The organism is Martinezella lusitana (assembly GCF_900094565.1).
GTDB lineage: Bacteria > Pseudomonadota > Alphaproteobacteria > Rhizobiales > Rhizobiaceae > Rhizobium > Rhizobium lusitanum.
Genome location: NZ_FMAF01000012.1, coordinates 32048 through 57689, shown reverse-complemented (window position 1 = coordinate 57689; position 25642 = coordinate 32048). Strand labels below are relative to the sequence as shown.

Annotated in this window: 22 protein-coding genes and 3 pseudogenes; 12 read left to right on the top strand and 13 right to left on the bottom strand. The window is 57.7% G+C overall.

Annotated features, from left to right (window positions below):
* Positions 1-219: 219 nt before the first annotated feature.
* Positions 220-1385, bottom strand: a pseudogene (locus tag GA0061101_RS22275) (IS110 family RNA-guided transposase).
* Positions 1386-1535: 150 nt separating this feature from the next.
* Between GA0061101_RS22275 and GA0061101_RS22270 the strand changes: the two are divergent.
* The 7 genes from GA0061101_RS22270 (at position 1536) to argE (ending at position 10246) form a co-directional block, all read left to right on the top strand.
* Positions 1536-2573, top strand: a complete 1038-nt coding sequence (locus tag GA0061101_RS22270; protein WP_092574890.1) for an IS110 family RNA-guided transposase — start codon at positions 1536-1538, stop codon at positions 2571-2573.
* 520 nt (positions 2574-3093) lie between these two features.
* A complete protein-coding gene (locus tag GA0061101_RS22265; RefSeq protein WP_092574889.1) occupies positions 3094-4359 on the top strand; it encodes a flavin-containing monooxygenase in 1266 nt (421 codons plus the stop codon).
* Positions 4360-4410: 51 nt separating this feature from the next.
* On the top strand, positions 4411-4824 hold the full coding sequence (locus tag GA0061101_RS22260; protein WP_037199132.1) for a RidA family protein: 414 nt from the start codon (positions 4411-4413) through the stop codon (positions 4822-4824).
* A gap of 14 nt (positions 4825-4838) precedes the next feature.
* Positions 4839-5510, top strand: coding sequence for a DUF1028 domain-containing protein (locus tag GA0061101_RS22255; RefSeq protein WP_047640197.1), 672 nt, complete (start codon positions 4839-4841; stop codon positions 5508-5510).
* A gap of 50 nt (positions 5511-5560) precedes the next feature.
* On the top strand, positions 5561-6511 hold the full coding sequence (locus GA0061101_RS22250; RefSeq protein ID WP_037199129.1) for a LysR family transcriptional regulator: 951 nt from the start codon (positions 5561-5563) through the stop codon (positions 6509-6511).
* Positions 6512-6705: 194 nt separating this feature from the next.
* A complete protein-coding gene (locus GA0061101_RS22245) occupies positions 6706-9063 on the top strand; it encodes a beta-glucosidase family protein (protein ID WP_092574886.1) in 2358 nt (785 codons plus the stop codon).
* A gap of 73 nt (positions 9064-9136) precedes the next feature.
* Positions 9137-10246 carry an acetylornithine deacetylase gene (gene argE / locus GA0061101_RS22240; protein ID WP_037199126.1) on the top strand — a complete coding sequence of 370 codons (1110 nt, stop codon included), beginning with the start codon at positions 9137-9139 and terminating at the stop codon, positions 10244-10246.
* 45 nt (positions 10247-10291) lie between these two features.
* Here the strand turns inward: argE and GA0061101_RS22235 are convergent, their stop codons facing one another.
* The 4 genes from GA0061101_RS22235 to GA0061101_RS22220 all read right to left on the bottom strand — a co-directional run bounded on the left by GA0061101_RS22235 (position 10292) and on the right by GA0061101_RS22220 (position 14467).
* Positions 10292-11377 carry an ABC transporter ATP-binding protein gene (locus GA0061101_RS22235; protein ID WP_047640200.1) on the bottom strand — a complete coding sequence of 362 codons (1086 nt, stop codon included), beginning with the start codon at positions 11375-11377 and terminating at the stop codon, positions 10292-10294.
* Between the two features lie 4 nt (positions 11378-11381).
* Positions 11382-12284, bottom strand: a complete 903-nt coding sequence (locus tag GA0061101_RS22230) for a carbohydrate ABC transporter permease (RefSeq protein ID WP_037199123.1) — start codon at positions 12282-12284, stop codon at positions 11382-11384.
* Entirely contained in the window at positions 12281-13147 is an 867-nt protein-coding gene (locus tag GA0061101_RS22225) for a carbohydrate ABC transporter permease (protein ID WP_037199122.1), read from the bottom strand. Before GA0061101_RS22225 ends, GA0061101_RS22230 begins: the two co-directional genes overlap by 4 nt.
* A gap of 87 nt (positions 13148-13234) precedes the next feature.
* Complete coding sequence (locus tag GA0061101_RS22220; RefSeq protein WP_037199121.1) at positions 13235-14467, bottom strand: ABC transporter substrate-binding protein; 1233 nt, start codon at positions 14465-14467, stop codon at positions 13235-13237.
* Between the two features lie 209 nt (positions 14468-14676).
* Here GA0061101_RS22220 and GA0061101_RS22215 point away from each other — a divergent pair, with 209 nt between their 5' ends.
* Positions 14677-15597: a hypothetical protein gene (locus GA0061101_RS22215; RefSeq protein ID WP_092574884.1), complete on the top strand. Its 921-nt coding sequence runs from the start codon at positions 14677-14679 to the stop codon at positions 15595-15597.
* 73 nt (positions 15598-15670) lie between these two features.
* Here GA0061101_RS22215 and GA0061101_RS22210 read toward each other — a convergent pair whose 3' ends face one another.
* The gene (locus tag GA0061101_RS22210) at positions 15671-15934 is read right to left on the bottom strand and encodes a hypothetical protein (RefSeq protein ID WP_051964012.1); all 264 of its coding nucleotides are present in this window, start codon (positions 15932-15934) and stop codon (positions 15671-15673) included.
* Between the two features lie 251 nt (positions 15935-16185).
* On the opposite strand from GA0061101_RS22210, the gene GA0061101_RS22205 reads away from it, so the two are divergent.
* Complete coding sequence (locus GA0061101_RS22205) at positions 16186-16800, top strand: metallophosphoesterase (protein WP_092574883.1); 615 nt, start codon at positions 16186-16188, stop codon at positions 16798-16800.
* Here the strand turns inward: GA0061101_RS22205 and GA0061101_RS22200 are convergent.
* Positions 16737-17263, bottom strand: a pseudogene (locus tag GA0061101_RS22200) (ISKra4 family transposase); the annotation flags it as partial. The gene GA0061101_RS22205 and the pseudogene GA0061101_RS22200 sit on opposite strands and share 64 nt — an antisense overlap.
* A 265-nt stretch (positions 17264-17528) precedes the next feature.
* Here GA0061101_RS22200 and GA0061101_RS22195 point away from each other — a divergent pair.
* Positions 17529-18707, top strand: coding sequence for a Fic family protein (locus GA0061101_RS22195; protein WP_092574881.1), 1179 nt, complete (start codon positions 17529-17531; stop codon positions 18705-18707).
* A 109-nt stretch (positions 18708-18816) separates the two neighbouring features.
* Here GA0061101_RS22195 and GA0061101_RS40260 read toward each other — a convergent pair.
* From GA0061101_RS40260 to GA0061101_RS22175, 5 genes and pseudogenes are all read right to left on the bottom strand, one after another.
* Positions 18817-18927: pseudogene (locus GA0061101_RS40260) on the bottom strand (LysR family transcriptional regulator); the annotation flags it as partial.
* A gap of 174 nt (positions 18928-19101) precedes the next feature.
* Complete coding sequence (locus tag GA0061101_RS39515) at positions 19102-19260, bottom strand: hypothetical protein (RefSeq protein WP_156143672.1); 159 nt, start codon at positions 19258-19260, stop codon at positions 19102-19104.
* Between the two features lie 70 nt (positions 19261-19330).
* Entirely contained in the window at positions 19331-19546 is a 216-nt protein-coding gene (locus GA0061101_RS22185; RefSeq protein ID WP_037199201.1) for a hypothetical protein, read from the bottom strand.
* Positions 19547-20003: 457 nt separating this feature from the next.
* A complete protein-coding gene (locus GA0061101_RS22180) occupies positions 20004-20237 on the bottom strand; it encodes a hypothetical protein (RefSeq protein ID WP_037199116.1) in 234 nt (77 codons plus the stop codon).
* Between the two features lie 594 nt (positions 20238-20831).
* On the bottom strand, positions 20832-22652 hold the full coding sequence (locus GA0061101_RS22175) for an ABC transporter ATP-binding protein (RefSeq protein ID WP_092574878.1): 1821 nt from the start codon (positions 22650-22652) through the stop codon (positions 20832-20834).
* A gap of 730 nt (positions 22653-23382) precedes the next feature.
* Between GA0061101_RS22175 and GA0061101_RS22170 the strand changes: the two genes are divergently transcribed.
* Together GA0061101_RS22170 and GA0061101_RS22165 are read left to right on the top strand one after the other, a co-directional pair.
* The gene (locus tag GA0061101_RS22170; protein WP_245297539.1) at positions 23383-23811 is read left to right on the top strand and encodes a GNAT family N-acetyltransferase; all 429 of its coding nucleotides are present in this window, start codon (positions 23383-23385) and stop codon (positions 23809-23811) included.
* A gap of 76 nt (positions 23812-23887) precedes the next feature.
* Entirely contained in the window at positions 23888-24526 is a 639-nt protein-coding gene (locus GA0061101_RS22165; RefSeq protein WP_037199197.1) for a glutathione S-transferase family protein, read from the top strand.
* A gap of 19 nt (positions 24527-24545) precedes the next feature.
* Here the strand turns inward: GA0061101_RS22165 and GA0061101_RS22160 are convergent, their stop codons facing one another.
* Positions 24546-24950 carry a hypothetical protein gene (locus tag GA0061101_RS22160; protein ID WP_245297538.1) on the bottom strand — a complete coding sequence of 135 codons (405 nt, stop codon included), beginning with the start codon at positions 24948-24950 and terminating at the stop codon, positions 24546-24548.
* Positions 24951-25642: the final 692 nt, after the last annotated feature.

Below are 25642 nucleotides of genomic sequence, written 5' to 3'. Positions count from 1 at the left end.
ATTACCGGCCCGGTTCTCGGGCCTATACAACCTCACATCCGGTCGCCGCTCTTAGCGGCTGCACCATTATCCCGCATTCGACGGGCACGGGCTCAGGAGAACGGGACCAAACTCAAGATCGGCATTTAAAGGCCAAAAGGATTCCCGGTCCGTTCACCTGGATCCGCCAGGACTGATCAGGTCCTGAGGATTCGAATTTTCGTTTCACACATTCCAGCTTCAAGCGGTTTTCATGATCGCACCTTCGATCACGACACCGGAGCTCACATACTTCCATAGAGCCACGAGCAGCTTACGCGCGAGCGCCACGATCATCGGCGTCTTTAAGCGGCCGGCGTTGCGAGCAATGCGCTCTTTGAACCATAGCGTTAATGTCGATTTCGGTTGATGCCGCAACCAGAGCCAGGCGAGCTCGACCATAGTGGCTCGCAAACGAGGATTTCCCGCCTTAGACACGCCCTGTTCGCGGTTGATGTTACCGCTTTGCCAAGGGGAGGGGGCAAGGCCTGCGTGCGATGCGATTTGGCGTCGGTTGTCGAAGTGTCGGAACAGTCCTTCGGTGTAAAGTATCGTAGCGAATTCCGGCCCTATTCCTTTGATGCCCAAAAGAGCGGTCGCTTCCTTCGGTGTCTCCGACGTCTCGCGGACGATCAAGGCATCTCGCTCGGCTTCTACAGCCTTGATTTGTGTGAGCAACAACTCGAGGCGGTCAAGTTCTCTGCAGACTTCGGCCTTCAGGTGTTTTGATAGCGGACGCCCATCGCCAGTTCGAAGCTCATCCAGACGTTGGCGGCGATCTCGATTGACAGGTTCGTACTCCCGTATTCCTTGCGCGAAGAGTAGTCCTTTAATGCGATTGACGTGGAAGACGCGCTCGGCAATCAGAGTTTTCCGCTCCCGCCCGATCCGTCGGTTGTCGTCTTCCTCGGGTGTGAGAAGCCTAACCATTGAGCACGCACGAGGCTCGCCACGTTTCCACGCAATCAAAGCCCGGATCAGCGTCTCACCGTCGATACGGTCGGTCTTCGCCCGGCGATGCCGGCGCGGCATGGCAATCGATGCGGCCTCGACAATGTGGCTCTCTATCCAAGCTTCCTTGCTCAGCACTCGTCCTAACCAGAAGCCATCCAGCCCGACCTCTTGGATCACGACCAATGGGTACAATGTGTTCTTTCGCCGTTTGACCTTCTGGCGAAGTGCGGCGAAGCATGCAAACAAACCGGCGATATCGCCTCCACTGATGCTGTGGCGGGACATCTTTTCGCTGCCAGGTGACAGAGCCGCCACCAGCCATGTTGACTTACTTAGACCAACGAGACGAAAATTGCGCCAAGATCGACGAGAGTAGCGGTCTGCGCTTGAGATTGATCTGCTGTCATCGGCATGGTTGGCCTCCAGAGAGTTTTCTAGATGGTGTAACGGGCGGAGCCCAGCCAGCCGAGTTTGAAGGTTTGGTGCTTTGGTGGTCGTCCCTCACAATGATGGTGTCGCGGAGTCAGGAGTGGCCTGCTCCATAGCATCACGGAGAGACGACCATGAAGCAGTATGCCGGCATCGACGTATCATTGGAATACTCGAGTGTGTGCGTGGTGGATGCGGATGGTCGCATCGTGCGGGAAGCGAAGCTCCTCAGCGAGCCCGATGCGCTGACCGCCTGGTTTGCCGAGCACGGCGTGGCCATGGAGCGGATCGGCCTTGAGGCTGGCCCCCTGTCGCAATGGCTTTATGCCGGGATGGCGAAGACGGGTCTGGCGGTCGAGCTGATCGAGACGCGGCACGTGCGTGCGGCCTTCAAGACGATGCCAGTGAAGACCGACAAGAAGGATGCGCGGGGCATTGCGCAGTTGATGCGGCTTGGTTGGTTCAGGCCGGTCCACTGCAAATCTCTTGCCGCCCAAGAGGTGCGCGCGCTGCTGACAGCCCGCAAACTGATCCAGGGGAAACTTCATGACATCGAGATGAGCATCCGCAGCATTCTACGCGGCTTCGGCCTTAAGGTGGGACCGACGACGCGACGCACCTATGCGGCACGGATCTGCGAACTGATCGAAGGTCATCCGACCTTGGAGGCGATTGCCGCGTCGCTGTTGAAAGCGCGCGACGCGCTTGCGGACGAATTTGCCTGTTTCGAACGCAAGTTGCGTGTCATCGCCCGTCAGGACGACAAAGCCCGTCGGTTGATGACGGCGCCGGGCGTCGGCGTCCTGGTGGCACTAACATTCGCGGCGGCCGTCGACGCGCCTGAGCGTTTCCGAACATCACGAGCGGTGGGGCCGCATTTCGGATTGACACCGAAGAAGTATCAATCGGGCGAGACCGACTACAGTGGTCGCATCTCGAAGATCGGCGATGTGGGTGTGCGAACCGCGCTCTACGAGGCGGCCAACGTCATCCTGACCCGGCCGGTCAAAGGCTCGGATCTTAAGACTTGGGCGCTGGCGGTCGCAAGACGGGCGGGACCCAGAAAGGCGCGCGTTGCACTGGCCCGCAAGCTGGCGGTGGTGTTGCACCGCATGCTCAGAGACGGAACCAACTTCCTTCCTCGCAAGGCAGCGCCAGCCATGGCCGGCTGAGGAGGAAGGATGTAACAAGACAGGCTTTCGGGCGGGCCATACCATCAGCCCCCCGGAGTAAGGTCCCTTCGCCGGGACGATGGATGGGTTAGGCCGCAGTGAGGTAAGCAGCCCCAGTGGACTGCGCGTTTCTAGATTGGCCAACCGGTCCTCAGCAGGCCCCATAAAGCAGCGACCCCGCGTCGACTGCGGACAGAAGCAAGCACTCGGCGAGGGATTAGGCTCAAAAGGGATTGACTCGCTAAAGCCCGTTACAGAAGCGACCTCACTCTGCCACCGTGCAGGCCGCTACTCACCCCTGATGGGATCTCAAGAGCCGGGAAGTTCAGAATCGACGGTCCGGATCTTCTCGAGCATGGGCGTGGAGCGTTCTTAGCTTTAGGCGAAACGAATCCCAACCCGGCGGCTTAGCGGCAGCCTAATCATTGCAAACTAAAAACGTAATTTTCTCCGTCAGGGCTGTGAACTACACCGGATGTCGAAATCCGCATAAAGCCTTTAAGGGAAAAGGACGCAAGTAATGTCAGTTGAGACCGTGGACACTCTCGTTGTGGGTGCCGGCCAAGCCGGCGTCGCGATGAGTGAGCACCTAGGCAAGGCCGGTGTATCACACCTCGTCCTCGAGCGTAGCCGTATCGCCGAGCGCTGGCGTTCCGAGCGGTGGGACTCGCTGGTTGCCAACGGCCCTGCCTGGCACGACCGTTTCCCCGGAATGGAGTTCCCGGACTGCGATCCGGATAGCTTTCCGACCAAGGATGCTGTAGCCGACTATTTCGAGGCCTATGCTAGGCAGATCGAAGCCCCTGTCCGCTGCGGCGTCGAGGTGAAGAGTGTCGAGCGTCATGTCGGCCGCCCCGGTTTCCGCGTTGAAACCTCGCAAGGCGTGATCGAAGCACAAAACGTGGTTGCTGCAACGGGTGCCTTCCAGGTACCCGCCATTCCCGACCTGATCGCGAATACTCCGGGTATTACCCAGATGCATTCCACCAAGTATCGAAATCCCGCCCAACTCGCCGAAGGAGCCGTTCTCGTCATCGGCGCCGGCTCTTCTGGAACCCAGATTGCTGAAGAGCTTATGCTCTGCGGCCGCAAGGTCTATCTCTCCGTCGGACCGCATGATCGCCCGCCGCGCGCCTACCGCGGTCGTGACTTCTGCTGGTGGCTCGGCGTTCTCGGAAAATGGGATATGGAAACGCCCGGTCCGGGAACGGAGCACGTGACGATCGCCGTTAGTGGCGCGCGCGGCGGCTATACCATCGATTTCCGCCGCCTTGCCCGAAAGGGCATGATCCTGCTCGGCCGAACAGTGGCCTTCAACGGAACAAGCCTAAGTTTTTCGGACGATCTCGCCATGAACCTGGATCGCGGCGATGCCAGCTACATGGCGCTGCTTGATGAGGCGGATGCATACGTGGCAAGAAACGGCATCGACCTGCCGGAAGATCCCGAAGCGCGCCTTATCGAACCGCAGCCCGATTGCGTCGCGAAACCGATCCTTAATCTCGATCTGTGGCAAGCTGGCATCACGACGATCATCTGGGCAACTGGCTTCTCCTCCGACTACAGCTGGCTGAAACTGGATGTCTTCGACGAGCATGGCCGTCCGAAACACCAGCGCGGCGTGTCGGCTGAGCGCGGTATCTATTTCCTTGGTCTGCCCTGGCAGTCGCGGCGAGGATCGAGCTTCATCTGGGGTGTCTGGCACGACGCGAAGCATATCGCCGACCGCATCTCCACCCAGCGCAAGTACAACGAATACCGGCCTTCCGGTCAGAAGGCCGGGTGAACTCAGGCCGCGGCAGGATAGAAGAATTTTCTCCAGACGAGGAACCCGACAATGGCCCATACCCGCATACGCAAGTTCAATACCAAGGATACCTACCCCGAGCAGAAGCTGGATAATGATCTCTGCCAGACGGTCGTTGCCAAGGGCACGATGGTTTTCGTGCGGGGCCAGATCGGCCAGGACCTCGACACGTCCGCCAGCGTTGCAATCGGCGACGTCAATGGCCAGACCGAACAAGCCATGGCCAACATCGAGATGCTTCTTCAGGAAGCCGGCTCGTCGCTCGATCACATCTGCAAGATCACCATCTACATCGTCGATCCGCGCTATCGCGAGGCCGTCTACCGCGTTGTCGGCAGGTGGCTCAAGGGCGTTTTCCCAGTTTCGACGGGTATTGTTGTCTCCGCGCTCGCTCGGCCCGAGTGGCTGGTGGAAGTCGACGCGATTGCTGTCATTCCCGAATAAGGTGCCGTGAGCCGATGACCTTTTCTATCGCTGCCCGCTGCGCCGAGACCGGCATGTTCGGTATCGCCATCTCCTCCTCCTCGCCGGCCGTTGCGGCGCGCTGTTCTCATGCGCGCGCCGGTGCGGGGGTTGTGGCCAGCCAGAACATCACCGATCCGAGCCTTGGCTTCTCGGGTCTGGAGATGCTGGCAACGGGCGCAACGGCGGAAGAAGCACTTGGCCGGCTAGTGGCATCGACTCCCTTTGCCGACTATCGGCAGCTGGCAATCGTTGATGCTCGCGGACATGTCGCCGGGCACTCTGGCGAGCGTACGCTCGGAACCCACGCGATGGCGAAGGGCGAGGGCTGCATCGCAGCAGGTAACCTCCTCTCGAATACCGGCGTACCCCAGCAGATGATTGCTGCCTTTGAAGCTTCAAGCGGTGGCCTGCCATCGCGCCTCTTGAACGCATTGGCGGCCGGCCTCAAAGCAGGCGGAGAGGCGGGCCCCGTTCGCTCGGCGGGGCTGAAGGTTGTCCACAACGTTGCTTGGCCCATTGTCGATCTCCGCGTGGACTGGCACGATCAGCCGATCGAGGCCCTCCAGGATCTCTGGGCGGTTTATGAGCCGCAAATGGAAGACTACGTTAAGCGAGCGCTTGATCCCAACGCTGCCCCATCCTTTGGGGTGCCTGGCGATGAATAATGCGGTCTCCCGCTGCTTGTTCTTCCAGCTAGCAGAGATATTATGAGCCTATGAGATACACGCTCCGCCAGATCGAATATTTCATTGCGACTGCGGAGACAGGAAGTATCACCCTCGCATCCGAACGACTGAATATTTCCCAGCCATCGATTTCGACGGCGATTACCCATTTGGAAACGGAACTGCAAACGCAGCTCTTTGTCCGCCACCATGCAAAAGGTCTTTCGTTGACGCCGGCAGGCCGCCTCATGCTGGCCGAAGCAAAACAGCTGGTCGAGCAGGCCGAGAATATCTACACGGTGGCATCGGAAGTCAACGAGAAGGTCCGCGGCCAGCTTTCGCTCGGATGTATGGTGACACTAGCTTCTATGGTCATGCCGGAGCTTTCGCACTCCTTCACCACAGCTTTCCCAGAAACGCGCATTATTCAGACAGTCAGCGATCACGAAGAGTTGCTGGGAAAGCTCCAGCGGGCGGAAATCGATGTGGCAATCAGTTATGATCTCCTCATCACGGATGATTTCGACTTTACGCCGCTTGCAACGCTGCCTCCACATATCCTCGTTGGAGAATCTCATCCTTTCGCTCGATACCCATCTGTCAGCTTAGATGAATTGGCCGATTTGCCGCTCATCTTGCTGGATCTGCCCATCAGCCGTGAATATTTCTTAGGTCTCTTTGCGAAATCGGGCGTCGAACCCTCCATCGCCATGCGTTCCGCTTACCAGGACGTCATTCGCACAATGGTGGCGAATGGTTACGGCTATACGATCGCAAATGTTCGGCCTCGGTCGCAACTGGCAATGGACGGTAGGACGGTTGTCCGTGTGCCGATATCCGGCAACCAGAAACCGATGGTCATTGGGGTCTTTACCCTGAAGCAAAATCGAAAGCCTCGATTGATCGAGATGTTCGAACAGCATTGCAAGTCGTGTGTGTCCGATTCCTACATACCTGGAATGGTCGCTCCGATCATGGAACGGCGCAGGGTACCGAGCTGATTGCGCCTGCCAAGCTTTTGATGAAGCGCGGCTTCGGAAATGCATTATTTCACTGTGATCAGGTCAATGCCATGATCATTCAACGTGATCGAGCTCCGGCCATGATCTAACCTTTGCGATCTAGAGCAACCGTCCTCCGGAGACTGCCAATATCCGACCCATTTTGGAGACATGACGTGAATTCAGACAAGCTTATGAGTGGCGACTTTGCGGCGCTGATCGCGGAAATGACGAACGAGGAGAAGGTCGCCCTTCTGGCCGGGCATCGCATGTGGAAGACGAAGGCGATCGAACGTCTCGGCATTCCCAATATCGTCATGACTGATGGCACCTATGGCGTGCGCTATTCCATCCATCAGATCGACAATGACCAAGCTGGAGGTGTCGACTTCTCGGCCTTTCTCAATGTGGTCGGTCAGCGGGCCAGCCATGTCGAGGTGGCATGGGGCGCCATGAAGCAGGCGACCTGCTTTCCCAACGGCTCCAGCCTGGGCTGCTCCTGGGATGTTGAGATGGCCCATGAACTCGGCACGGCGCTCGCTATGGAATGCCAGGAGTTCGGCGTTCATCTGCTGCTAGGACCGGGGATCAATATCCGCCGCACGCCACTCGGCGGCCGCTCCTATGAATATTATGGCGAAGATCCCGTCATCAGCGGTGATTTCGCAGCAGGTGTCATTAATGGTCTGCAGGAGAATGGCGTCGGCGCCTCATTGAAGCACTTTGCCTGCAACAATTCCGAGGTCGAGCGTACCTCGATGGACTCGGTTGTCGACGAGCGTGCGCTGCGCGAAATCTATCTCAAGGGTTTCCAGCGGGCGATCGAAAAGAGCAATCCCTGGACGGTCATGAGCTCCTACAATCGTCTGAACGGTGTTCAGGCCGCCGAGGATCATTGGCTTCTGACCAAGGTGTTGCGCGAAGAGTGGGGCTATGAAGGTCTTGTCGTGTCCGATTGGCACGGCATCAAGGATCGCCCCGCCTCGCTGAAGGCCGGCAACGAGCTCGACATGCCGGAAAGCGAAACCCGCAAGAGCGATCTGCTCGAAGCCATCGAGGCTGGCAAGGTAGACATGGCTGCCGTCGACGAGGCTTGTGCCCGCGTGCTCGCGCTGGTGCGTGCAGGCAAGCTCGGCGAGCGTCGCGATACCGTGTTCGACCGCGACGCCCATCACAAGCTTGCCCGCCGCATGGCCGGCGAATCTATGGTTCTTCTGAAGAACGATGACCAGCTGCTGCCGATCACCCCTTCAAAGGTCAAGCGGATGGTGGTCATTGGCGAGGGCGCCGGTGTTCCCGTCATCCAGGGTTCGGGCTGCGCAACGACAACGCCGACGCTGGTCGATGTGCCGATCGACGAGATCGTCAAGCTGGCCGGCAATGCGATCAAGGTCGACCAGTATCGCGGTACCAGCGAGGTCGAGAGCGAGCGGGCCACGCTGATTGCGGAAGCCGTGGAAGGCGCGCGCGGTGCCGATGTCGTCGTCATCTTCGTGTGCACCGAGAACGGCTATGACGGCGAAGGTTCCGACCGCACGACGCTTGCCCTGGCGCCGGGCCATGATGCGCTCGTCAGCGCAGTGGCGGCCGTCAATCCGAATGTCGTCGTTGCCATAGCGAGCCCGGATGCCGTGGTTCTGCCGTGGATCCCGGAAGTGAAGTCGATTGTCGAGATGTTCTTCTCCGGCCAGGCGACCGGCGGCGGCATCGCCGATATCCTCTTCGGTATCGCGAATCCGTCGGGCAAGCTGACGACCACCTTCCCGAAGCGCATGCAGGACATGCCATCCTACCTAAGCTACCCCGGCGAGAATGGCCGTCATTACTACAGCGAGGGTATCCATGTCGGGTATCGCTGGTATGATGCACGGGAAATCGAGCCGGAATATCCCTTCGGTTTCGGCCTCAGCTACACGAGCTTTGCCTACTCTGATCTGACACTCGACCGCTCTGCGCTCAACGCAGGTGAGGAGGTCGTGGCGAGCTTCACGATCACCAACGCCGGCACTGTCGCCGGCAAGGAGGCCGCGCAGCTCTACGTCAGCTATGGCAAGCCGCGGCTGCAGCGCCCGAAGCGCGAACTGAAGTCTTTCGCCAAGGTGCATTTGGAACCCGGCCAGTCGAAGCGCGTGACGCTCACCGTCCCGGCCGCCGATTTCATGCTCTATGATTCCGGCAAGGGCCGCTGGATACTGGATGACGACGCCGTCCAGATCGAAGTTGGCTCGTCTTCGCGCGACATTCACCTGCAGGAGCCGCTGCAAATTCGTTCGCGTGCCTCGCGCCATCGCGAGGTGAAGTGGGATACGCAGCCGGTCTTCATCCTGGCCAATCCAATTGCCCGGGCGAAGTTCAACCAGTTCCTGCAGAAGCAGCTATCCATCGGCGAGGCCGAGGCGGACCGCATGCTCGAGCACTGCGCGAACTCGTTCTTCGGCATGTTCACCACCTTCGACCGGCGCTTCCGCCAGGCGTTCCCGAAGGCCGATATCGCGGCATTGCTAGCCGACATCAACCAGACCATGGCCGATGAAGAAACGTTGGTGCACTAGTACACAGGTCGAGATGGAATGAAATGGAAGGCTCGCAACCCATGCGGGCCTTCGTGTTTTTCTGGAGTATGTCTTGAACACGCTTGAATTGCTCGACCGCCTCGTCGCCTATCCCACCGTCAGCGCCGACAGTAACTTGCCGCTGATCGATTTTGCCCGGAGTTATCTGACGGAGCGCGGCTTTGAATGCCGCCTCGTTCCTGACGGCAGCGGCAGCAAGGCCAATCTCTTCGCGTCCATCGGTCCTCGGGGAGATGATGGTATCATGTTGTCGGGCCATACCGATGTCGTCCCAGCCGCCACCCAGGTCTGGATGTCGGACCCATTCCGGCTGACACGGCGCGGGACACGTCTTCATGGCCGCGGCTCGACGGACATGAAAGGCTTTCTCGCCAGTACTTTATCGGCGGCGAGCCGACTTGATGCCGCTGCCCTGAAGCGGCCGCTTCATATCGCCTTTTCGCATGACGAGGAGATCGGTTGCGTCGGTGTCCGCTCGCTGATCGACGTGCTGGCCAGAGAACAGTTCAAGGCGGCGCTCTGTATCGTCGGAGAGCCGACGTCCATGGCGATCGCGCTTGGCCACAAGGGGAAGATGGCGGCGCAGGCCCGGTTCCGCGGCGAGGCTGGCCATTCCTCCCTGGCGCCGCGTTTCGTCAATGCGATCCATCTCGCCTGCGACTTCGTTAGCGTGCTGCGCGATGAGCAGCGGGACATCGCCGCGAGCGGGCGCCGCGATGCGGATTACGATATCCCCTATACCACGGTGCACACTGGCAGGATCGCTGGCGGCGAGGTGCTCAATATCGTTGCCGAGCGCGCGTCTGTCGATTTCGAGATCCGCCATCTCGCCGAGGACGATGTCGGGGAAATCCTCTCCCGCATTCGCGCGGCGGCCGGGGCCAAAACGGAAATCGAGGTCCGCAATGCCTATCCCGGGCTTTCAGCTCCGGTGGATGGGCCCGCGGCCAGCTTAATCAGACGATTGTTCGGTCAGGCACCGACCACGAAGGTCTCCTTCGGCACCGAGGCGGGCCTGTTTGCCACAAGGTTGGGGCTGGAGACCGTCGTGATCGGCCCTGGCAATATGGACCAGGGCCATCAGGCGGATGAATATATCGAGGAGGCCGAATTGCAGCGCTGCGACGCCATGATGGATCGCTTGATCGAGCAACTAAGCTGAGTGGAGAAGAACAGCCGGCGGAACGTCGGCTGTCCTGGCCTCTTCCTAGAGGCGCTGCTCGCTTTCCTTCGAGAAGATCGAGGCGCTGCTCGCATTGAAGGCGAGTCTCACCTCCCCCGACAGGCCACGGGCCTTGGCTGAGGGGAGGCGGACCGAGAATTTCTGTTCGCCAAAGGCAAACCACACGAGCGTATCGGCGCCCATCGGCTCTATGAAGGTGATCGGCGCAAAGAGCGTCGGCAGTGTCGTGCGGTCATCGGCAAGCTGAACTTCTTCCGGCCGGAAGCCGATGACGATCTCCTGGCCGTTTACGGCCGGCTGGCGGAACGGGTAGGCATCGATGGGCAGCTGGCGGTCGCCGAATATCGCCATGGGTTCGCCGTCCTCGATATGGATGCAGGCGGAAAGCAGGTTCATACTGGGCGAACCGACGAAGCCAGCGACGAAGAGGGTTTCGGGCTTCTCGTAGAGTTCGTCCGGCGTGGCATACTGCTCGATCTTGCCACCCTTCATGACGGCAACCCGCGTGGCCAGCGTCATGGCCTCGATCTGATCATGGGTTACGTAGACGATCGTGCTGCGCAGCTCCTGGTGCAGCTTTTTGATTTCCAGACGCATTTCGGTGCGCAGCTTGGCATCGAGGTTGGAGAGCGGCTCGTCGAACAGGCAGACCGGGCTGCGGCGCACGAGAGCACGGCCGATCGCCACGCGCTGGCGCTGGCCGCCGGAGAGCTGCGAGGGACGACGGTCGAGAAGCGGCGTCAGCTGTAGCAGGTTGGCAGCCCATTCGACACGCTTGGCGATTTCGGCCTTCGGCACCTTGTTGACGCGCAGTCCAAAGCCGAGGTTTCTACGCACAGTCATCGTCGGATAGAGCGCGTAGGACTGGAACACCATCGACATGTTGCGACGGCTGGAATCGACGTTCGTCACGTCCTGGTCGCCGGCGATGATCCTGCCAGTGTCGAGATCCTCAAGGCCGGCAATGACGTTGAGCAACGTAGACTTGCCGCAGCCGGAGGAACCGAGCAGCACGATGAACTCGCCGCTGTCGACGTGGAGATTGATATCGCGGAGGATGTGCTGCGGCCCGAAGGACTTGTTGGCTTCGATAACGGAAATCTGTGTCATTGCATTAGCCCTTCACTGCGCCGGCTGCGAGGCCGCGCGCAAAATAGCGTCCGGAGAGAATGTAGATGAGAAGCGGCGGCAGCGCGGTCAGGAAGGTCGCGGCCATATTCACATTATACTCTTTGACGCCGGTCGTTGTATTGACGATGTTGTTCAGCTGTACCGTCATCGGCAGGTGGTCTCGCCCGGCAAAGATCAGGCCCAGCAGGAAGTCGTTCCAGATGCCGGTCGCCTGCATGATGATGGCGACGACGAGGACGTTGACCGACATCGGCAGCATGATCTCGAAGAAGATCGTGAAGAAGCCGGCGCCGTCCATCTTGGCTGCCTTCGAAAGTTCCGGCGGTACGCCCTGGTAGAAATTGAAGAAAAGCAGCGCCATGTAGGGCAGCCCGAAAATGATGTGAATCAGGATGATCCCCGGGAGCGTCCCATAGAGGCCGACACTGCTGAAGATGCGCACCAGCGGATAGAGGATGACCTGGTAGGGGATGAAGGCGCCGAGCATCAGCGAAAGCAGGATGACGCGGCTGAGCTTCGACTGCCATTGTGACAGGGCGAAGCCGGTGAGCGCTCCGAATAGGATCGAGAGGATGACACTCGGAACGACGATTTCGACGGAATTCCAGAAATTGCCGTGAATACCGTTGCATTCGATCCCGGTGCAGGCCGTCATCCACGCCTTCGTCCAGGCATCGAAATTCAGGCTTTGGGGTAGGGTGAAGATATTGCCGTTGCGCAGCTCCTCAGCGGTTTTCAACGACGTCGAGATCACCAGCAACAGCGGGATCGCATAATAGACCAGCGCCAGCGAAAGGATGACGTAGAGGAGTATGCGGCCAGGCCGTATGCTGCTGGAGCGCGGCACGGTATAGACGAGGGTGGGGGCGAGAGGGGTCGCAGTCATCGCTTCTGCCTCTTGAGCTCGATGTAGACATAGGGCGAAAGCGCGCAGATCACGGTCAGCAGCATCAGCATTGCGGCAGCGGCGGCCGTGCTGATATTGGCTCGCTGGAACAGCAGGTCGACCACGAACTTGCCGGGGACATCGGTGCTGATGCCGGGGCCACCGCCGGTCATGGCGACGACGAGGTCGTAGCTTTTGACCACGGCGGTCGCCAGCAGGATGACGCAGGTGAGGATTAGCGGCCGCAGCATCGGCAGCACGATGCTGATATAGGAGCGCCAGACGGGAATGCCGTCGATTTTGGTTGCTTTCCAGATGTCGCTGTCGATGCCGCGCAGGCCAGCCAGCATGATGGCCATGACGAGCCCCGAGGACTGCCAGATGGCGGCGATCGAAACGGCGTAGATCGCTTTTTCCGGGCTTGCCAGCCAGTTGAAGCTGAAATCCTGCCAGCCGAAGCTGCGCACCAGGGCTTCGACGCCAGTGGTGGGGTTCAAGAGCCATTGCCAGGCAAGGCCAGTGACGACGAAAGACATGGACAGCGGATAGAGAAAGAAGACGCGGAAGAGGCCTTCCGCCTTGACGTTGCGATCGAGCAATGCGGCAAGCGTCGTGCCGATGACGAGCGAGCCGACAATGAAGAGGCTGCCGAAGATCAGCATATTGGCAAAGGCCGTATGCCAGCGCGGCATGGACAGCAGCGTCGCATACTGGCCGAAGCCGTAGAACTTATAGTTCGGCAGCATCGTCGAATGCGTCAGCGAGATATAAAGCGTCCAGAGGATCGTGCCGTAGAAACAAACGGCGATGACCACGGCGCTGGGCACAAGCGTCAGCTTGGCTGCCAGGTTCTTCTTAAACATCAGTTGCCCCTGTTGGTCGACACCGCAACTCATTGACGAAAACTGCCCCGGCAACCGTGCCGGGGCAGCAGAGACTATTGGCAGGACTTAGTTCCGTGCAACGATATCGGCATACTGCTTTGCTGCATCGGCAGGCGTCATCGATGGATTGCTCCAGAACTGGGTTACTAGGTCCTTGATCGCACCGACGGTTTCGCTGCTGAACGAGAGTTCGGCGTTCGGGGCGAGCGCGTTCTGGTCCTTGAGCAGCGCCGCTGCCTTCTGGGTGCAGATGTCCGCATCCTTCAGATTTGCGTCGAGGCGCGGCGGCAGGGCGCCCTTGACGGTATTGAAAGCCACCTGGGTTCGCGGGTCGATCATGACGTCGACCAGCAGCTTGCGGGCCGCGACCTGTTCGGGCTTATCGCCGACCGGGAAGACGAAGGTGTCGGAAACGATATTCAGCACGCCGTTGGTACCGGGAGCCAGTTCGCAGCCGTAGTCCTTGCCAGGCGTCATATTGGCGGCCTGGAATTCGCCCTTGGCCCAGTCGCCCATGATCTGCATCGCAGCCTTGCCGGTGATGACCATGTTGGTGGCATCGTTCCAGTTGCGGTTGGTGTTGCCGTCGTCGACATAGCCGCGCAGCTTGGCGAAAGTCTCGAAGGACTTGACCATCAACGGCCCGCCGGCGGCATCGACGTCATGCTTCGTGTAGACGTCTGTGTAGAACTTGTTTCCGCCGGTCGCGATCATGATCGAGCGGAAGACGAGAGCTTCCTGCCAGGCTTGCCCCCCAAAGGCGAGCGGGATGTAGCCCTTGGCCTTGATCTTGTCGGCAGCCGCGAAGAACTCGTCCCAAGTTGCCGGCGGTTTGACGCCGACATCGTTGAGAACCTTTGTCGAGTACCACATCCAGTTAGCGGTACCGATGTCGATTGGAACGGCATAAAGGTGGCCATCGACGCTTGCATTATCGACAACCAGTTTCGGGAAGAACGTCTGCCAGCCATTGGTGGAGGCAACGTCGTCGATTGGGGCCAGGATGCCTTGTTCCACCAACGGCTTGATTTCGCCGAGATCGACGACCATCGAAGTCGGCGCGTCACCGCCAGCGAGACGGCTGAGAACAGCCGCGCGGGCGGCTTCATAGCCCGTGACGGGGCTGTCCTTCCAGGTACCACCCTTCTTGGCGACATCATCGGCGATGACTTTGATGGCGGCGGCCTCGCTTCCGCTTGTCCAATAGTGCATGACTTCAGCAGTTTGCGCGAAGGCCTGGTTCGAAAGCAGGAGCCCAATCGCAGTGCTTGCGCCGGCCAGTGACAGTTTCATTCCCATTGATGATCCCCTTGTTGGCTTCATTTCTGGGACCGAGTTAATTTCGTCACCTGCTGAATAGCAATTTTGATTTTATGTGCCATTGCGTCGCTAAAACCGATCCTCTCTGCGAGTTCAAAAGATTCTGTAGGGAACATTGTCTTCCATGGCACCGCAACGCGAAAGTTCCTTCCACCCATTTAGCGCATCAGAAGGTCGATAGGGGCACAGTGATGCGATACACGACTTCTGATGCGATAAAGGATTTGCGTCCTATCTTAGACAGGGCACCGCCTGAGGCGGTTAGCGGAGAGTGGGTCGCTACCACGACACAAGCAGGCGTTTCCTCTCAGTCAGGCACCTACAGAGACTTAAAGGGCGCGGCCGTCGACGCGGCTCCGCACAAGATCATCAGGGACGTTGTCGAGAAACTCGAAAATTCGCAGACGCGACCTTTCAATAAGATCATCGTCCGTTGGACTAAGAAGAAAATGCCGTTCTTGCGGGGACGTGTGACGGTCGAGACCATTTTCGATCCAGCAATCGTGCCGCGTGGTCCAGATAGCCCGGTCTACGAAGCCGCTGCTGTCGCGAGGCTTAATTTTTGGAGGGCGCGTGGCGACCTGGCCGACGGCTTTGCTGCTGATCGAGGAGAGGTCAACATCTACAACCAGACGAAATGGTTCGGACCGCATCAACGGGTTATTGCCGTCAGGTCGGGCTCCACGCTAACACTCGCCACGGACGGACTTTCCACTCCGTGGGCAGGGATAGTGGATCAGCAAAATGGTGTGGAATGCGAACTCTTCATGGAGTTTGATGTCACGACGATGGATGACAAGAAGATCGATAATTGGGCGCATCTGCTCATCGGCATCGGAGACCTTGTAGCAGACGGCTATGGTGTTGCACGAGACGTGGAGAAATACGGTGCAATTCTCTTTTGTCGTCTGGCCGACGAGTACAACCCGATGAGCCAGATCATTCTCAGCCGCGATGGTGCTCAGATCGAAGGATTGCCCTTCGGCTCGGTTCCATTGATCCGCGTGACACCGATCACGGAGGTCGAAATCGAAGGTCAGGACCAATCGGACGAATGGGCGGCAAATGCTGCAAAATATGCTCTGGCAAAACGACAGATCGGAATATAGTCAAAGCCGGGGACGCTGCCGCGACGGTGCCCGTTCACTGGTCATGGCGAAAGGGCTTCCCTGTAGTCTGCGCCTACGACGCTTTATTTGCGGAATTCACCGAGACTTTCACCATTTCCACGGCATCCCGGGATAGCCACCGGTGGGCCGAAATTGCAGCCTGAAGCTCCGGAAGCGTGCGGTTGCCCTCGCGGAACAAGGTGACAACTGTGGCGGCGGCGATTTCGTACTCCGGAGCGGCATGCTCGATACCAGTTGAAGTTCGCCACTCTTCGAGTGCCTGGCTGATGATGTCGAGTTCAACCGACCCGAACGTAGCATTCACAAAGTCTCTCATTGTCTCTCCCGAAAAGAAGCGGCAGAGAGATGGGAGTCGTCGCGGGGAATTTCAAACGGCTCGCAGATACTGAACGGAGGTAATCGAATATTTACCATGAGTTGGGATTTTGTGGCGTCGCGCAGCCAACCTGTCCGACAAGCGGGCCGGTATTGGTTTTGCGTCACCCGCCCGAAAATTTGGAGTGCCCCGCCAAGGAACACTGGTCCCGCGCATTTAGTAAATTTCCGAGGCCTAACGGAGCTGCGAATATGATTGTCGCTCAGGCAACCGACATTCATGCGGGGATCGACAACGATAATTTTCTGCGGTTCGAAAAAGCTGTTGCGTGGCTTGGCGAGCTAAGGCCCGATTACGTGGTCATTTCAGGTGACCTCGTGGATGATGGATGGATAGAAGGTCACAACCGGCTTGGGAAGATGCTCAAGCGGCTGCCATTTCGAACCTTCGTGATACCTGGAAATTCCGACGACAAGAACGCGATGCGTTCTGCACTTCCAGGCTTTATTGGAAGCAATGTGGCGGGCCCCCTACATTTTACTGAATACTGCGACGATGTGCTCCTGCTTGGCCTCGACGCCACCGTCGACGGGGCAGCATATGGGGATGTCACCGATCATCTTCCTTGGCTTCGACGGAAACCTGAGGCGTTTCCAATCGGCACTGCGATGCTCTTCATCCACCACCATATCTTTCCCAGTGGAATCCGACTGATTGACGAAGTCATGTGCAGGGGAATTGACGAACTTGCGGAACTTCTAGAGCTGCACGGTCACCGGAGGGAGCGGGAAAAACCTGGGGGTCACGCTGCAAGATTTAGCTTTGCCTTCTTAAGTCGACCATCCGCTACAGCGGCTCGGACTTGAAGAACCCGATGAGCGCCAATCGGCGACCTACGCATCTGACGCTTCTTGTTCATGCGGGCATTAACGAGGCTGTTGGCGGCACTTTCAGCCGGCGAACTGGATATCGGCAGGCCGGACCAGTATCGCCGACAGTAGTTGACGATAGAAGCTTCATTCTGGAGCAGGTAAGTGTGAAGATTGCAGTCAGCTCGTAGAGGCGCCTGATTTTGCGAAGGGCGTCGCGAAATCCGGGGTGCTGATCCAATTGGGCAAGCATCTGTTTTACGGCCTCGCTTGCCTCTCGGACATATCCACTCCATAGGAGATGTCGAAGCCTGGGCACATGGATCGCGAGGTCTCGAAGATAGAGGTTCAGATCCTGGAGATACTTGATGCCCTCCCAGGCCTGTTCAATGTGCCGCAGACGCATCGATAGATGAAACCAGTCAAGAATATGCGTAACGGGCTGGCATGTTGCGCTGACATGCTCATTCCATTTCTCTCGGCATCAATGCCGAGGGCGAGCGGGAATAGGAGCGCAGTTTTAAGAAATGATGTATTGGAGGACGTCTGTCGGTTGGCGGCTAAATCCATCGGCACCGTGGTCTCACGGAACTGGCCTGGAATCCGGCGCTTGCGCTTGACGCAGTGACAACGGTCTACGTTAATTAAGCGCGCTTACCTAAACTCGATGCTTATTTAAATAAAGTGGCTATTGCTTAAATAACGGACGGAATTCATATTAGGCTATGTCTGATTCCGAACCTAATTTGCGCCTAGGCCGTTTTGTCGAAACAACAGCAGCGAGCGAAACAGTGCGGGCGTTCGTGCCACCGCCATTGCCGCCCGAGCCATCCATCGATGTCCTCTCGCTATTGGAGCGCCTCAGTGTGGCAGAGCGTGCGCTAGGTCGCCTGGATGGCATCACAATGCTGCTCCCGCGCCAGGAGCTATTCCTTTACATGTATGTCAGAAAGGAAGCAGTTCTTTCCTCGCAGATTGAAGGCACACAGTCGACGCTTTCCGATCTTTTGCGGTTCGAGACCGAGGCCCAAGCGGGGCAACCGGTCGATGAGATTCGTGAGGTTTCCAACTACGTTGATGCGATGATGTACGGTTTGGAGCGTTTGGAAACGCTGCCAATGTCGTTGCGCCTGATCCGAGAGATGCACGCACGACTGCTGCAAAGCGGGCGGGGAGGTACCAAGGATCCAGGAGAGTTTCGGCGCTCGCAGAATTGGATTGGAGGCACGCGACCCGGTAACGCACTCTTCGTGCCACCACCCGTGACGGAATTGGGCGGCTGCCTAGATGCGTTCGAGCGCTTCATGCATGACGATCAATCACGGTTACCGGCACTGATCAAGGCCGGCCTGCTGCATGTCCAGTTCGAAACGATCCATCCATTTCTCGATGGCAATGGCCGCATAGGTCGTCTGCTTGTCACTCTTTACCTGTGCATGAACGGCGTTCTACGCAAACCATTGCTATACCTCAGTCTTTACCTCAAGGCACATCGAAGGGAATATTATCGATTACTGCAAGAGGTCCGTGAACATGGAAACTGGGAAGCTTGGCTAGACTTCTTCCTGACAGGTGTAGCCGACACCGCCAACCAAGCATCTGAAGCTGCCACTCGGATTGTCGGTCTTTTCAAGGAGGACAGGGAGAAAATCACAACCGAGAGCGATAGAGCCGGATCGGCCCTTCGTATTCACGAACTCTTTCAGCAAAACCCCTTTCACACGGCAAATCAGATCGTTCAAATGACAGGCCTTTCCGCGCCGACTGTCAATGCAGCGCTCGCTGACTTGGAGCGTTTGGGGATTATCGACGAGGTGACAGGTCGCAAGCGTGGCCGTGTTTTTAGCTACCGTAGATATCTCGCAATCCTAAGCGAAGGCACTGATCCCCTGCCTGCTACGTGACCAAATCACGGGTCGCAAGTTCGAATCTCTTCAAGGCGCTAGCAACTGGCCGCAATGTACGCCGGTCCTAAGTATGTGATCTCGCGCACGGTGCCACAATATCTCGAGGCTATCCCCCCTTTGCAAAATCGCGGGCAGCCTGAATGAACGCACTGAAGGCAGCCGGCGGGTTCTTCCTGCCAGGGTAGTACAGCGCTAGCGGGGCCAATGAGTGTGAATAAGCATTGAAGAATTACCCCGTCGAACAGGCGCTTAAGCTGTTGAAATACCGCGGATTTTCCGTAATAATGGGAGTTGCGATCGGCTTCGGTCATGACCCCGCAGGTGACCTGCTTTTGCTATTAATTTCAAATGGTTGTCCGGATTTTCAACAGGATCAGTGTTCCGAGCCTGATCACACCGGTTGCTCGTGAGCGGTCATACCGTCAATATCGATAGGACCGCTCTCCCCCGTCGCACCTTCAGCTCGCATTTTCATCTCCAGCAGCTCGTCGCGATGCGCGATCTTTTCATGTCTGATCTGAATGAGCTTTAAGCGAATATTGTCATTCATCTCGGATCCCTCCGCTTGCGGTCAGCTTCTGAAGCTCCCAAGCCAACTCGGTTTGTCCGCCACGTCGATATCACTCGTGCCCCCAGCCGCGATAGGTGGTTGGCACGCCGGCCGCCTCGTGGCATTGCGCGAGAGTTTCGAGCCATGCGGCCAATCCGGCTGGCACCTCGATATTCCCTGCTTCAAGCGCTTCTACCCATGACAGATCACATTGCAGCGCGCTCGCCAGATTGATCGGCGTCCAGCGGATGTGCAAAAGACATTCGGAAAATCGTTCTTTGGTCATGTATCCCCCAACCTTGCGATGCCGCTTGCACGGTGCCTGAAGGGGGCGTGAAGTCAAGCAAACATGCAAATTGAACCATTTCTGATATTCGCAAGGGGCAGTGAAAGTCCCAAGGAGGCCATAAATGGAAAACGGCCCTTTGGAAGCCATCTTGTCCAACAGAGCCTTGAGGCTAACCTCGGCGATGATCAAGATTGATCGCTATTTGGGTTCAGTGTTCTGTTTGCCCAACGGCCTGCCGAAATTCTGTGCTGCGCCTTCGGCCTGTCGGCTTGCTTTCAAGTCGTTTTCGCCGAAAGCGTATCGGCGCAAGAGGGCAAAGAGCGCTTCATTCATTCGAGAGCCATCCAATAAGCTCAGGGCTCCCGCAAAATGACGTTGATGGTTGGCTTTACGACGCGGTCTGCAGCCGCATCGGAGTCGACCAGCTTCCTGGCCCGATGGCTCAGTCGAGCACTCACTCGGCGGCAAGCTCCATGGCAAAGCTGGAGGACGGGGGAACGATTCTGGCAATGAATTCGAAGTCTGCGGGCATGTGATGCTCGTCAGATCCAAGGCACGCGACCGTCCAATATTCGGGTTCCGCACCGAAGATGGTCGATAGCAGTACGACTTCAGCCTTTGCACCGCGCTCAGCCTTTGGAGTGGCCCAATAAAAGCAATCGGGCTTCAATTTCGTCAATGGGATCATCGTCTCGCCTCGCTGGTCAGGTGCACAAACATAGAGGAAGGTTTGCAGCCGGACAGCCCCTGGATCTCTTTGTGCACATCTGATGCACCGAGCGTCACTGGCGATCGGGAAGGAGAACGTGACTATGGCGGGTCGCGATCTCAGGGAAGAACCCCGATTTCGCACAACCGAGTGGCGAACGAAAATTCGCTGTCCTTGGTCATTTCTTTTTCGCAAGCGACTTTTGTCGGCCGACTGAACCCCATCCGGGCAGGTTCACGAAACCTATGGTAGGCTTTAGCCTTTTAAGTACCGGCCCGGACTCCACCCGCGGGTGTGACATTGCAGCGTCTGTAGAACGGAGCCGAAGTTTGACCGACGCGATGGACGGCTCGCCTCCTCGTCGGGAGGTGTGTTTGCCGTCAAATGCCTTGCCTCATTAGGTTCGTTTGGTACTTCTGTGGTTGCCGCCCGTTTTGCAAGAAGTTTTTGACCTTTTGTGCGTGTGATCGAGTGCGATCTTCTGTCAGGCCTTTCGGTGCGGCGCTTCTAAAGGCCTGTCGGTATTCGTCAACGCTTGCTGCTACCGCGGGGAGGGGCCATCATAAACTCCTCTCAGCCGATCAACCCTCCGCTCGCGATGCCCCTTGTCAACTCCAGTGCCTGGCGCTCGAACAGCCCGCGATAGATCCCACTGCTGCGCCGAATGAGGCTGGCATGGGTGCCTTCCTCGGCGATATGTCCGTGTTCGAAGACCAGCAGTCGATCGAGCGAGCGCACGGTCGATAGTCTGTGAGCGACGACGAGCGTCGTGCGCCCCTCCATCAGCCGCTCCATTGCCTGCTGGATGAGCATTTCCGATTCCGAATCGAGGCTCGAGGTCGCCTCGTCGAGGATGAGGATCGGCGCATCGGCCAAGAAAGCGCGGGCGATTGCGATGCGTTGCCGTTCGCCGCCGGAGAGCTTGATGCCGCGTTCGCCGACAAGCGTCGCATAACCCTTCGGCAGGGCTTCGATGAAGTCGTGGGCGCTGGCTAGCTGCGCAGCCCTCCTGATCTCGGCATGCGTGGCCGTTGGCCGCGCATAGGCGATATTCTCTGCCAGCGAGCGGTGAAACAAGATGGGTTCCTGCTGCACGATCGCGATCTGGCGGCGAAGTGAGGTCTGCGCCACCTTGGAAATATCCTGACCATCGATCGAGACCGTGCCGTGGTTGACGTCATGCAGGCGTTGGATCAGCTTGATGAAAGTCGTCTTTCCTGAGCCGGAATGGCCGACGAGGCCGACTCGCTCGCCCGGATTGATGGTGACCGAGAAGTGCTTGTAAAGCGGGGCATAGTGATTGCCATAATGAAAGGTGACGTGATCGAACTTGATCAGGCCGGCCTTCACATGGAGAGCTGGGGCGCCCGCAATGTCCTCCACGCCCAAAGGCTGTGCATGAATGGTGACAAGCTCCTCCATGTCGTTCACCGAGCGCTGCAGGTTACGGATGTGCATGCCGATTTCACGCAGATACCCTTGAAGGATGAAAAAGGCAGTCAGGACGAAGGTGATGTCGCCCGCATTGGCCTTGCCGTTGGCCCAGAGCCAAAGAGCAAGGCCCAGCACGCAGCCGCGCAACAGGCTGAGCAGTGCGTTCTGCGAGGTGCCGTTCAAGGTGCCCCGTGCCCAGGTGCGCTTTGTGCGATCCTGCCACTTGCGGGTAACCCAGGAGAGACGCTCGTCTTCGCGGTCTTCGGCGCCAAAGGCCTTGACTACAGCGTTGCAGGTCACGGCATCGGCAAGCGCGCCGCCAAGGCGTGTATCCCAGCTGTTGGCCATGCTGGCCATCGGCGCGACATAGCGCAGAGCCATCGTCGCCGTGAACGCGATAAAGAATAGGGATCCGGCGCCAACCAGTAATCCCATCATCGGCCAGTACCACGTCATCAGAATGGTCGAGCCGATGAGCATCACCAGCGACGGGAACAGCGCGCCGAAGACGGTGTCATTGAGCAGGTCGAGCGCCCACATGCCGCGCGTCACCTTGCGAACGGTGGAGCCGGCAAAACTGTTGGCGTGCCAATCGCTCGAAAATCGTTGGATATGGAAGAAGGAATTCGCGGCGATCTCGGACATCGACTTCAGCGTGAAACCGATGATGGCGGTGAACGTCGCGTGTCGCAGGATGACGGCGCCGACAGACAGCGCCATCAGGCAACAAAAGGCGTTAAATGCATTATTCCATGTTACGGCGTCGCTGGCCTGTCCGGACACCACGGCATCGACCAGCCGGCCGGAGAACAAGGGCGTGAGCACATCCGCAAGCGTTGACAGCATCGCTGTGAACAACATGAAGGAGGCGCGGCCCGGCTGTTGCTTCCAATGAGCCCAGCAATAATGGAAAACGCTGCGAAAAGCCCCGTTGCGACGGGATTTGAAACCAAGAGCCATTGATGTATCCGGCTTTCGCCGGCTCCGTCATAGGGAAAAGGATGTCCGCGCAAAACCGCGCGAAATGGTTTGGTGAGGAAGGATCGACGAGAGGGTTAGCACCGTCCATCAGGTTCTTCCGCGTTGGAAAACGCTGGTCGGCTTCAGGCGAAATTCGCGGAAGCCACTGGGGAGTCGGAAAAAACAGCCATCGAAAACTCCCTAGAACCGTGTTGATGATGTTCAACCCTAGATCGGTTCAGCAGCCAAGACAAGTCAAATTCGGCGATATTTTCGGCTGAACTTTAAGATGCGGCATCCTTGCAACATCGGCCTGTCCGAGAAGGTTTCTGAAAAAGAAGTTTAGTAGCCAACAGTTGAGACCGTCCTCATCGTAGCTAGAGCGAAAGATGTGGTTTGACCTAACTTTCCCAACGGACATTTCGGGTTGACCGGGATGCCCTGAACGCTCGACGCACTCCTACTCAATTCAGTAAGCTGTGGCGGAGATCTGTCGCAAAAGTCCCCTGCATTATTCTGACTTTTGCTAATGAGTTTTGCGACAGAAGTTCCTCTGATTTTTCAGCATGGTCGATTTTGTCGCGAAACTCAGGCAGACCGTCCAAAAACTGCGGTTAGATTTGGTCGTGCGGAATCTGGCTATCCGAGTTATGCTTTTCAACGCAACGCTATCCGACAGGAGCCACTCCTCGGCGCTTGCCGTTAGTAGCACAATTTGATGAGGGACTTGTTGTCGATAGCGGTTGAAGTCGAGGGCGCTCCAGATGCCACCACACGGCAGCTCATCGATCAAGGGCTAGATGAGTACAATTCCAGCAAAGCCGGCCCTGACAATGCGGAGGACTTATGGGTCATCGCACGCGAGGGCGAGGGGGTGGTGAAGGGTGGGGTGAAGGCAAGGACCTTCTACCGCTGGATGTTCGTTGATTGGCTTTGGGTGTCGAACTCAGTTCGAGGTGCTGGCGTCGGCAGTTTGCTGATGGATAAGGCCGAAGCAGTTGCGCGCGAACGTGGATGCGTAGGCGCTTACGTCGATACGTTCAGTTTTCAAGCCCCGGACTTTTACCGATCTCGCGGTTATGAAGAGTTTGGACGGATTGAAGGATTGCCTGCAGGGCATGCCTGCATTTGGCTGCGTAAGACGTTTGTTGATGTTTAGCGCCATGGCATAAGCTACTAGGGACGTCGTTTACTTTGAATCCCAAGGTATGCGCCAATTGCACGAAGGTGGGCAGATGACCACACAACCGCGCCTCTTCGGGGCAGATTACAGCGTCTACGTACGAATCGCTCGACTGTGTCTGACTGAGAAAGGGATCGAACATCAACTTGAGCCGCTAGATATTTTTGCAGAAGGTGGTCCCCCGGTCGAATACTTGGTGAGGCATCCCTTCGGGCGCATTCCCGCCTTCGAGCATGGAGGATTTACTCTCTATGAGACCAGCGCGATCGTTCGATATATCGATGAAGCTTTCGAGGGGCCGAAGCTCCAGCCCTTGGACGTCATGCACCGCGCAAGATGCAATCAGTTGATCAGCATCGCTGACAACTATGCGTATCCTGAGCTAGTGTGGGGAGTGTACGTGGAGCGGGTGTCGAAGCCTGACAGAGGTGTTCCAACGGACAACGAAAAGCTCGCTGCGGCTCTCTCCAAGGCACGCAACTGCTTAGCAGCAATGTCCGACCTCATGGGAAACGGTCCATGGTTCGTTGGCCAGGAACTGACGCTAGCCGATTTGTACATCGCTCCCATGTTTGACTATTTCCTCATGACGTCAGAGGGGACGGAGCTCATTCACCAACATGGAAATCTGAAAGAATGGTGGGCACGGATAGCATCGCGGCCTTCCATGGCAGCAACTAAACCATCGTAGTTCTAGACGTCTGCCTGATTTATCCGCCATTATCTGGCGATTGCACTGGAAGGTAGCTCACAGGAACGAGGCGAGTGTGCAGATCGGGACCATCTGATTGACCAGGATCATAGAAAAATCCGTTATCGGCATCGTAGCGGATAAAGTGGTCTCCTTCGACATGGACTACCGCTACTCCCTGAACATCGGCCCAGTTCTTTGTCTCTCGTAACCCGCCAGTATGCCAGCCCAACTCGGTTAGGACGCCGCGCAGTTCGTTCCACATTGTGTAATGATTGGTCCGAACGCCCCAATCGATCATGCTGGCAATTTGGTCGTAGGGTTTGCCCGTCAGCATCTGCAATACGAAAATGCCGCGACCATCATCCCTTGGACATTGCGTGAAAAATTTAAAACGGACCTTATCGATTGCGGGTTGCGTCAATGGTCAGTTCCTCCTGCTACTCATAAGGCGCTCTGAGTCCAACACCCAGGACACCTAAGCAACTGGCTGCTCCAAGTTGAGATGATCGGTTTGGCCGACGCGACTAGGAAACGCATAGTCGCCGACTGTTCCACCCCCTCCGCTCAAGCCAGGCAAGCAGGCTTGCCCTGGCCGCAGCGTTATCGATGCAGACTTGGATTGGCAAGGCTCCCGTCTCTTAAGCGTGTCTGGTTCCGACATAGGCTACTGCTGTTACGCCTTGGCAACCCACCACATGAACGAAAATGCGGAATAGAAAAGCTCGACATTCGCAAACCCGGCCTCGCGCATCAACGCCTCCTCTTCAGACGTGAGAAGGAGTGACAAGCCTGCGCCCGTTGCGGCACCGGTGGGCGGAGGCGTGCGTCGCTGCTGGGCTGGACGGGCCAAAGGACTTTCTCTCCTTGTCTCAAAGATTCTTGCCGCAGACTAACGGCCGAAGTGAGGGCGTAAAGCTGTCGTCCCGCGTGCACGATGCCCAACCAACATTATCCATCGCCTTGAACAGATTCGAACCGATTGCCACCGCCACTTCAGCGTCAAGTCATCCAAAATCTTGTGACTGGTTTCACCAGGAACTACCCGCCGCTCAATGGTGATCCTGCATTCGGCGGGATAAGTGGAGATTTCGGTGCCTCCTTCAATAAACGAAG

Excerpts from the sequence above, each read along its gene's own strand:
- GA0061101_RS22195 (WP_092574881.1), top strand. The coding sequence starts at position 17,529 with ATGTCTGATTCCGAACCTAATTTGCGCCTAGGCCGTTTTGTCGAAACA.
- GA0061101_RS22210 (WP_051964012.1), bottom strand. The coding sequence starts at position 15,934 with ATGAGAGACTTTGTGAATGCTACGTTCGGGTCGGTTGAACTCGACATC.
- GA0061101_RS22255 (WP_047640197.1), top strand. The coding sequence starts at position 4,839 with ATGACCTTTTCTATCGCTGCCCGCTGCGCCGAGACCGGCATGTTCGGT.
- GA0061101_RS22175 (WP_092574878.1), bottom strand. The coding sequence starts at position 22,652 with ATGGCTCTTGGTTTCAAATCCCGTCGCAACGGGGCTTTTCGCAGCGTT.
- GA0061101_RS22230 (WP_037199123.1), bottom strand. The coding sequence starts at position 12,284 with ATGACTGCGACCCCTCTCGCCCCCACCCTCGTCTATACCGTGCCGCGC.
- GA0061101_RS39515 (WP_156143672.1), bottom strand. The coding sequence starts at position 19,260 with ATGAATGACAATATTCGCTTAAAGCTCATTCAGATCAGACATGAAAAG.
- GA0061101_RS22220 (WP_037199121.1), bottom strand. The coding sequence starts at position 14,467 with ATGGGAATGAAACTGTCACTGGCCGGCGCAAGCACTGCGATTGGGCTC.
- GA0061101_RS22205 (WP_092574883.1), top strand. The coding sequence starts at position 16,186 with ATGATTGTCGCTCAGGCAACCGACATTCATGCGGGGATCGACAACGAT.
- GA0061101_RS22165 (WP_037199197.1), top strand. The coding sequence starts at position 23,888 with ATGACCACACAACCGCGCCTCTTCGGGGCAGATTACAGCGTCTACGTA.
- GA0061101_RS22185 (WP_037199201.1), bottom strand. The coding sequence starts at position 19,546 with ATGACCAAAGAACGATTTTCCGAATGTCTTTTGCACATCCGCTGGACG.
- GA0061101_RS22225 (WP_037199122.1), bottom strand. The coding sequence starts at position 13,147 with ATGTTTAAGAAGAACCTGGCAGCCAAGCTGACGCTTGTGCCCAGCGCC.
- GA0061101_RS22260 (WP_037199132.1), top strand. The coding sequence starts at position 4,411 with ATGGCCCATACCCGCATACGCAAGTTCAATACCAAGGATACCTACCCC.
- GA0061101_RS22235 (WP_047640200.1), bottom strand. The coding sequence starts at position 11,377 with ATGACACAGATTTCCGTTATCGAAGCCAACAAGTCCTTCGGGCCGCAG.
- GA0061101_RS22270 (WP_092574890.1), top strand. The coding sequence starts at position 1,536 with ATGAAGCAGTATGCCGGCATCGACGTATCATTGGAATACTCGAGTGTG.
- GA0061101_RS22245 (WP_092574886.1), top strand. The coding sequence starts at position 6,706 with ATGAGTGGCGACTTTGCGGCGCTGATCGCGGAAATGACGAACGAGGAG.
- GA0061101_RS22250 (WP_037199129.1), top strand. The coding sequence starts at position 5,561 with ATGAGATACACGCTCCGCCAGATCGAATATTTCATTGCGACTGCGGAG.
- GA0061101_RS22180 (WP_037199116.1), bottom strand. The coding sequence starts at position 20,237 with ATGATCCCATTGACGAAATTGAAGCCCGATTGCTTTTATTGGGCCACT.
- GA0061101_RS22265 (WP_092574889.1), top strand. The coding sequence starts at position 3,094 with ATGTCAGTTGAGACCGTGGACACTCTCGTTGTGGGTGCCGGCCAAGCC.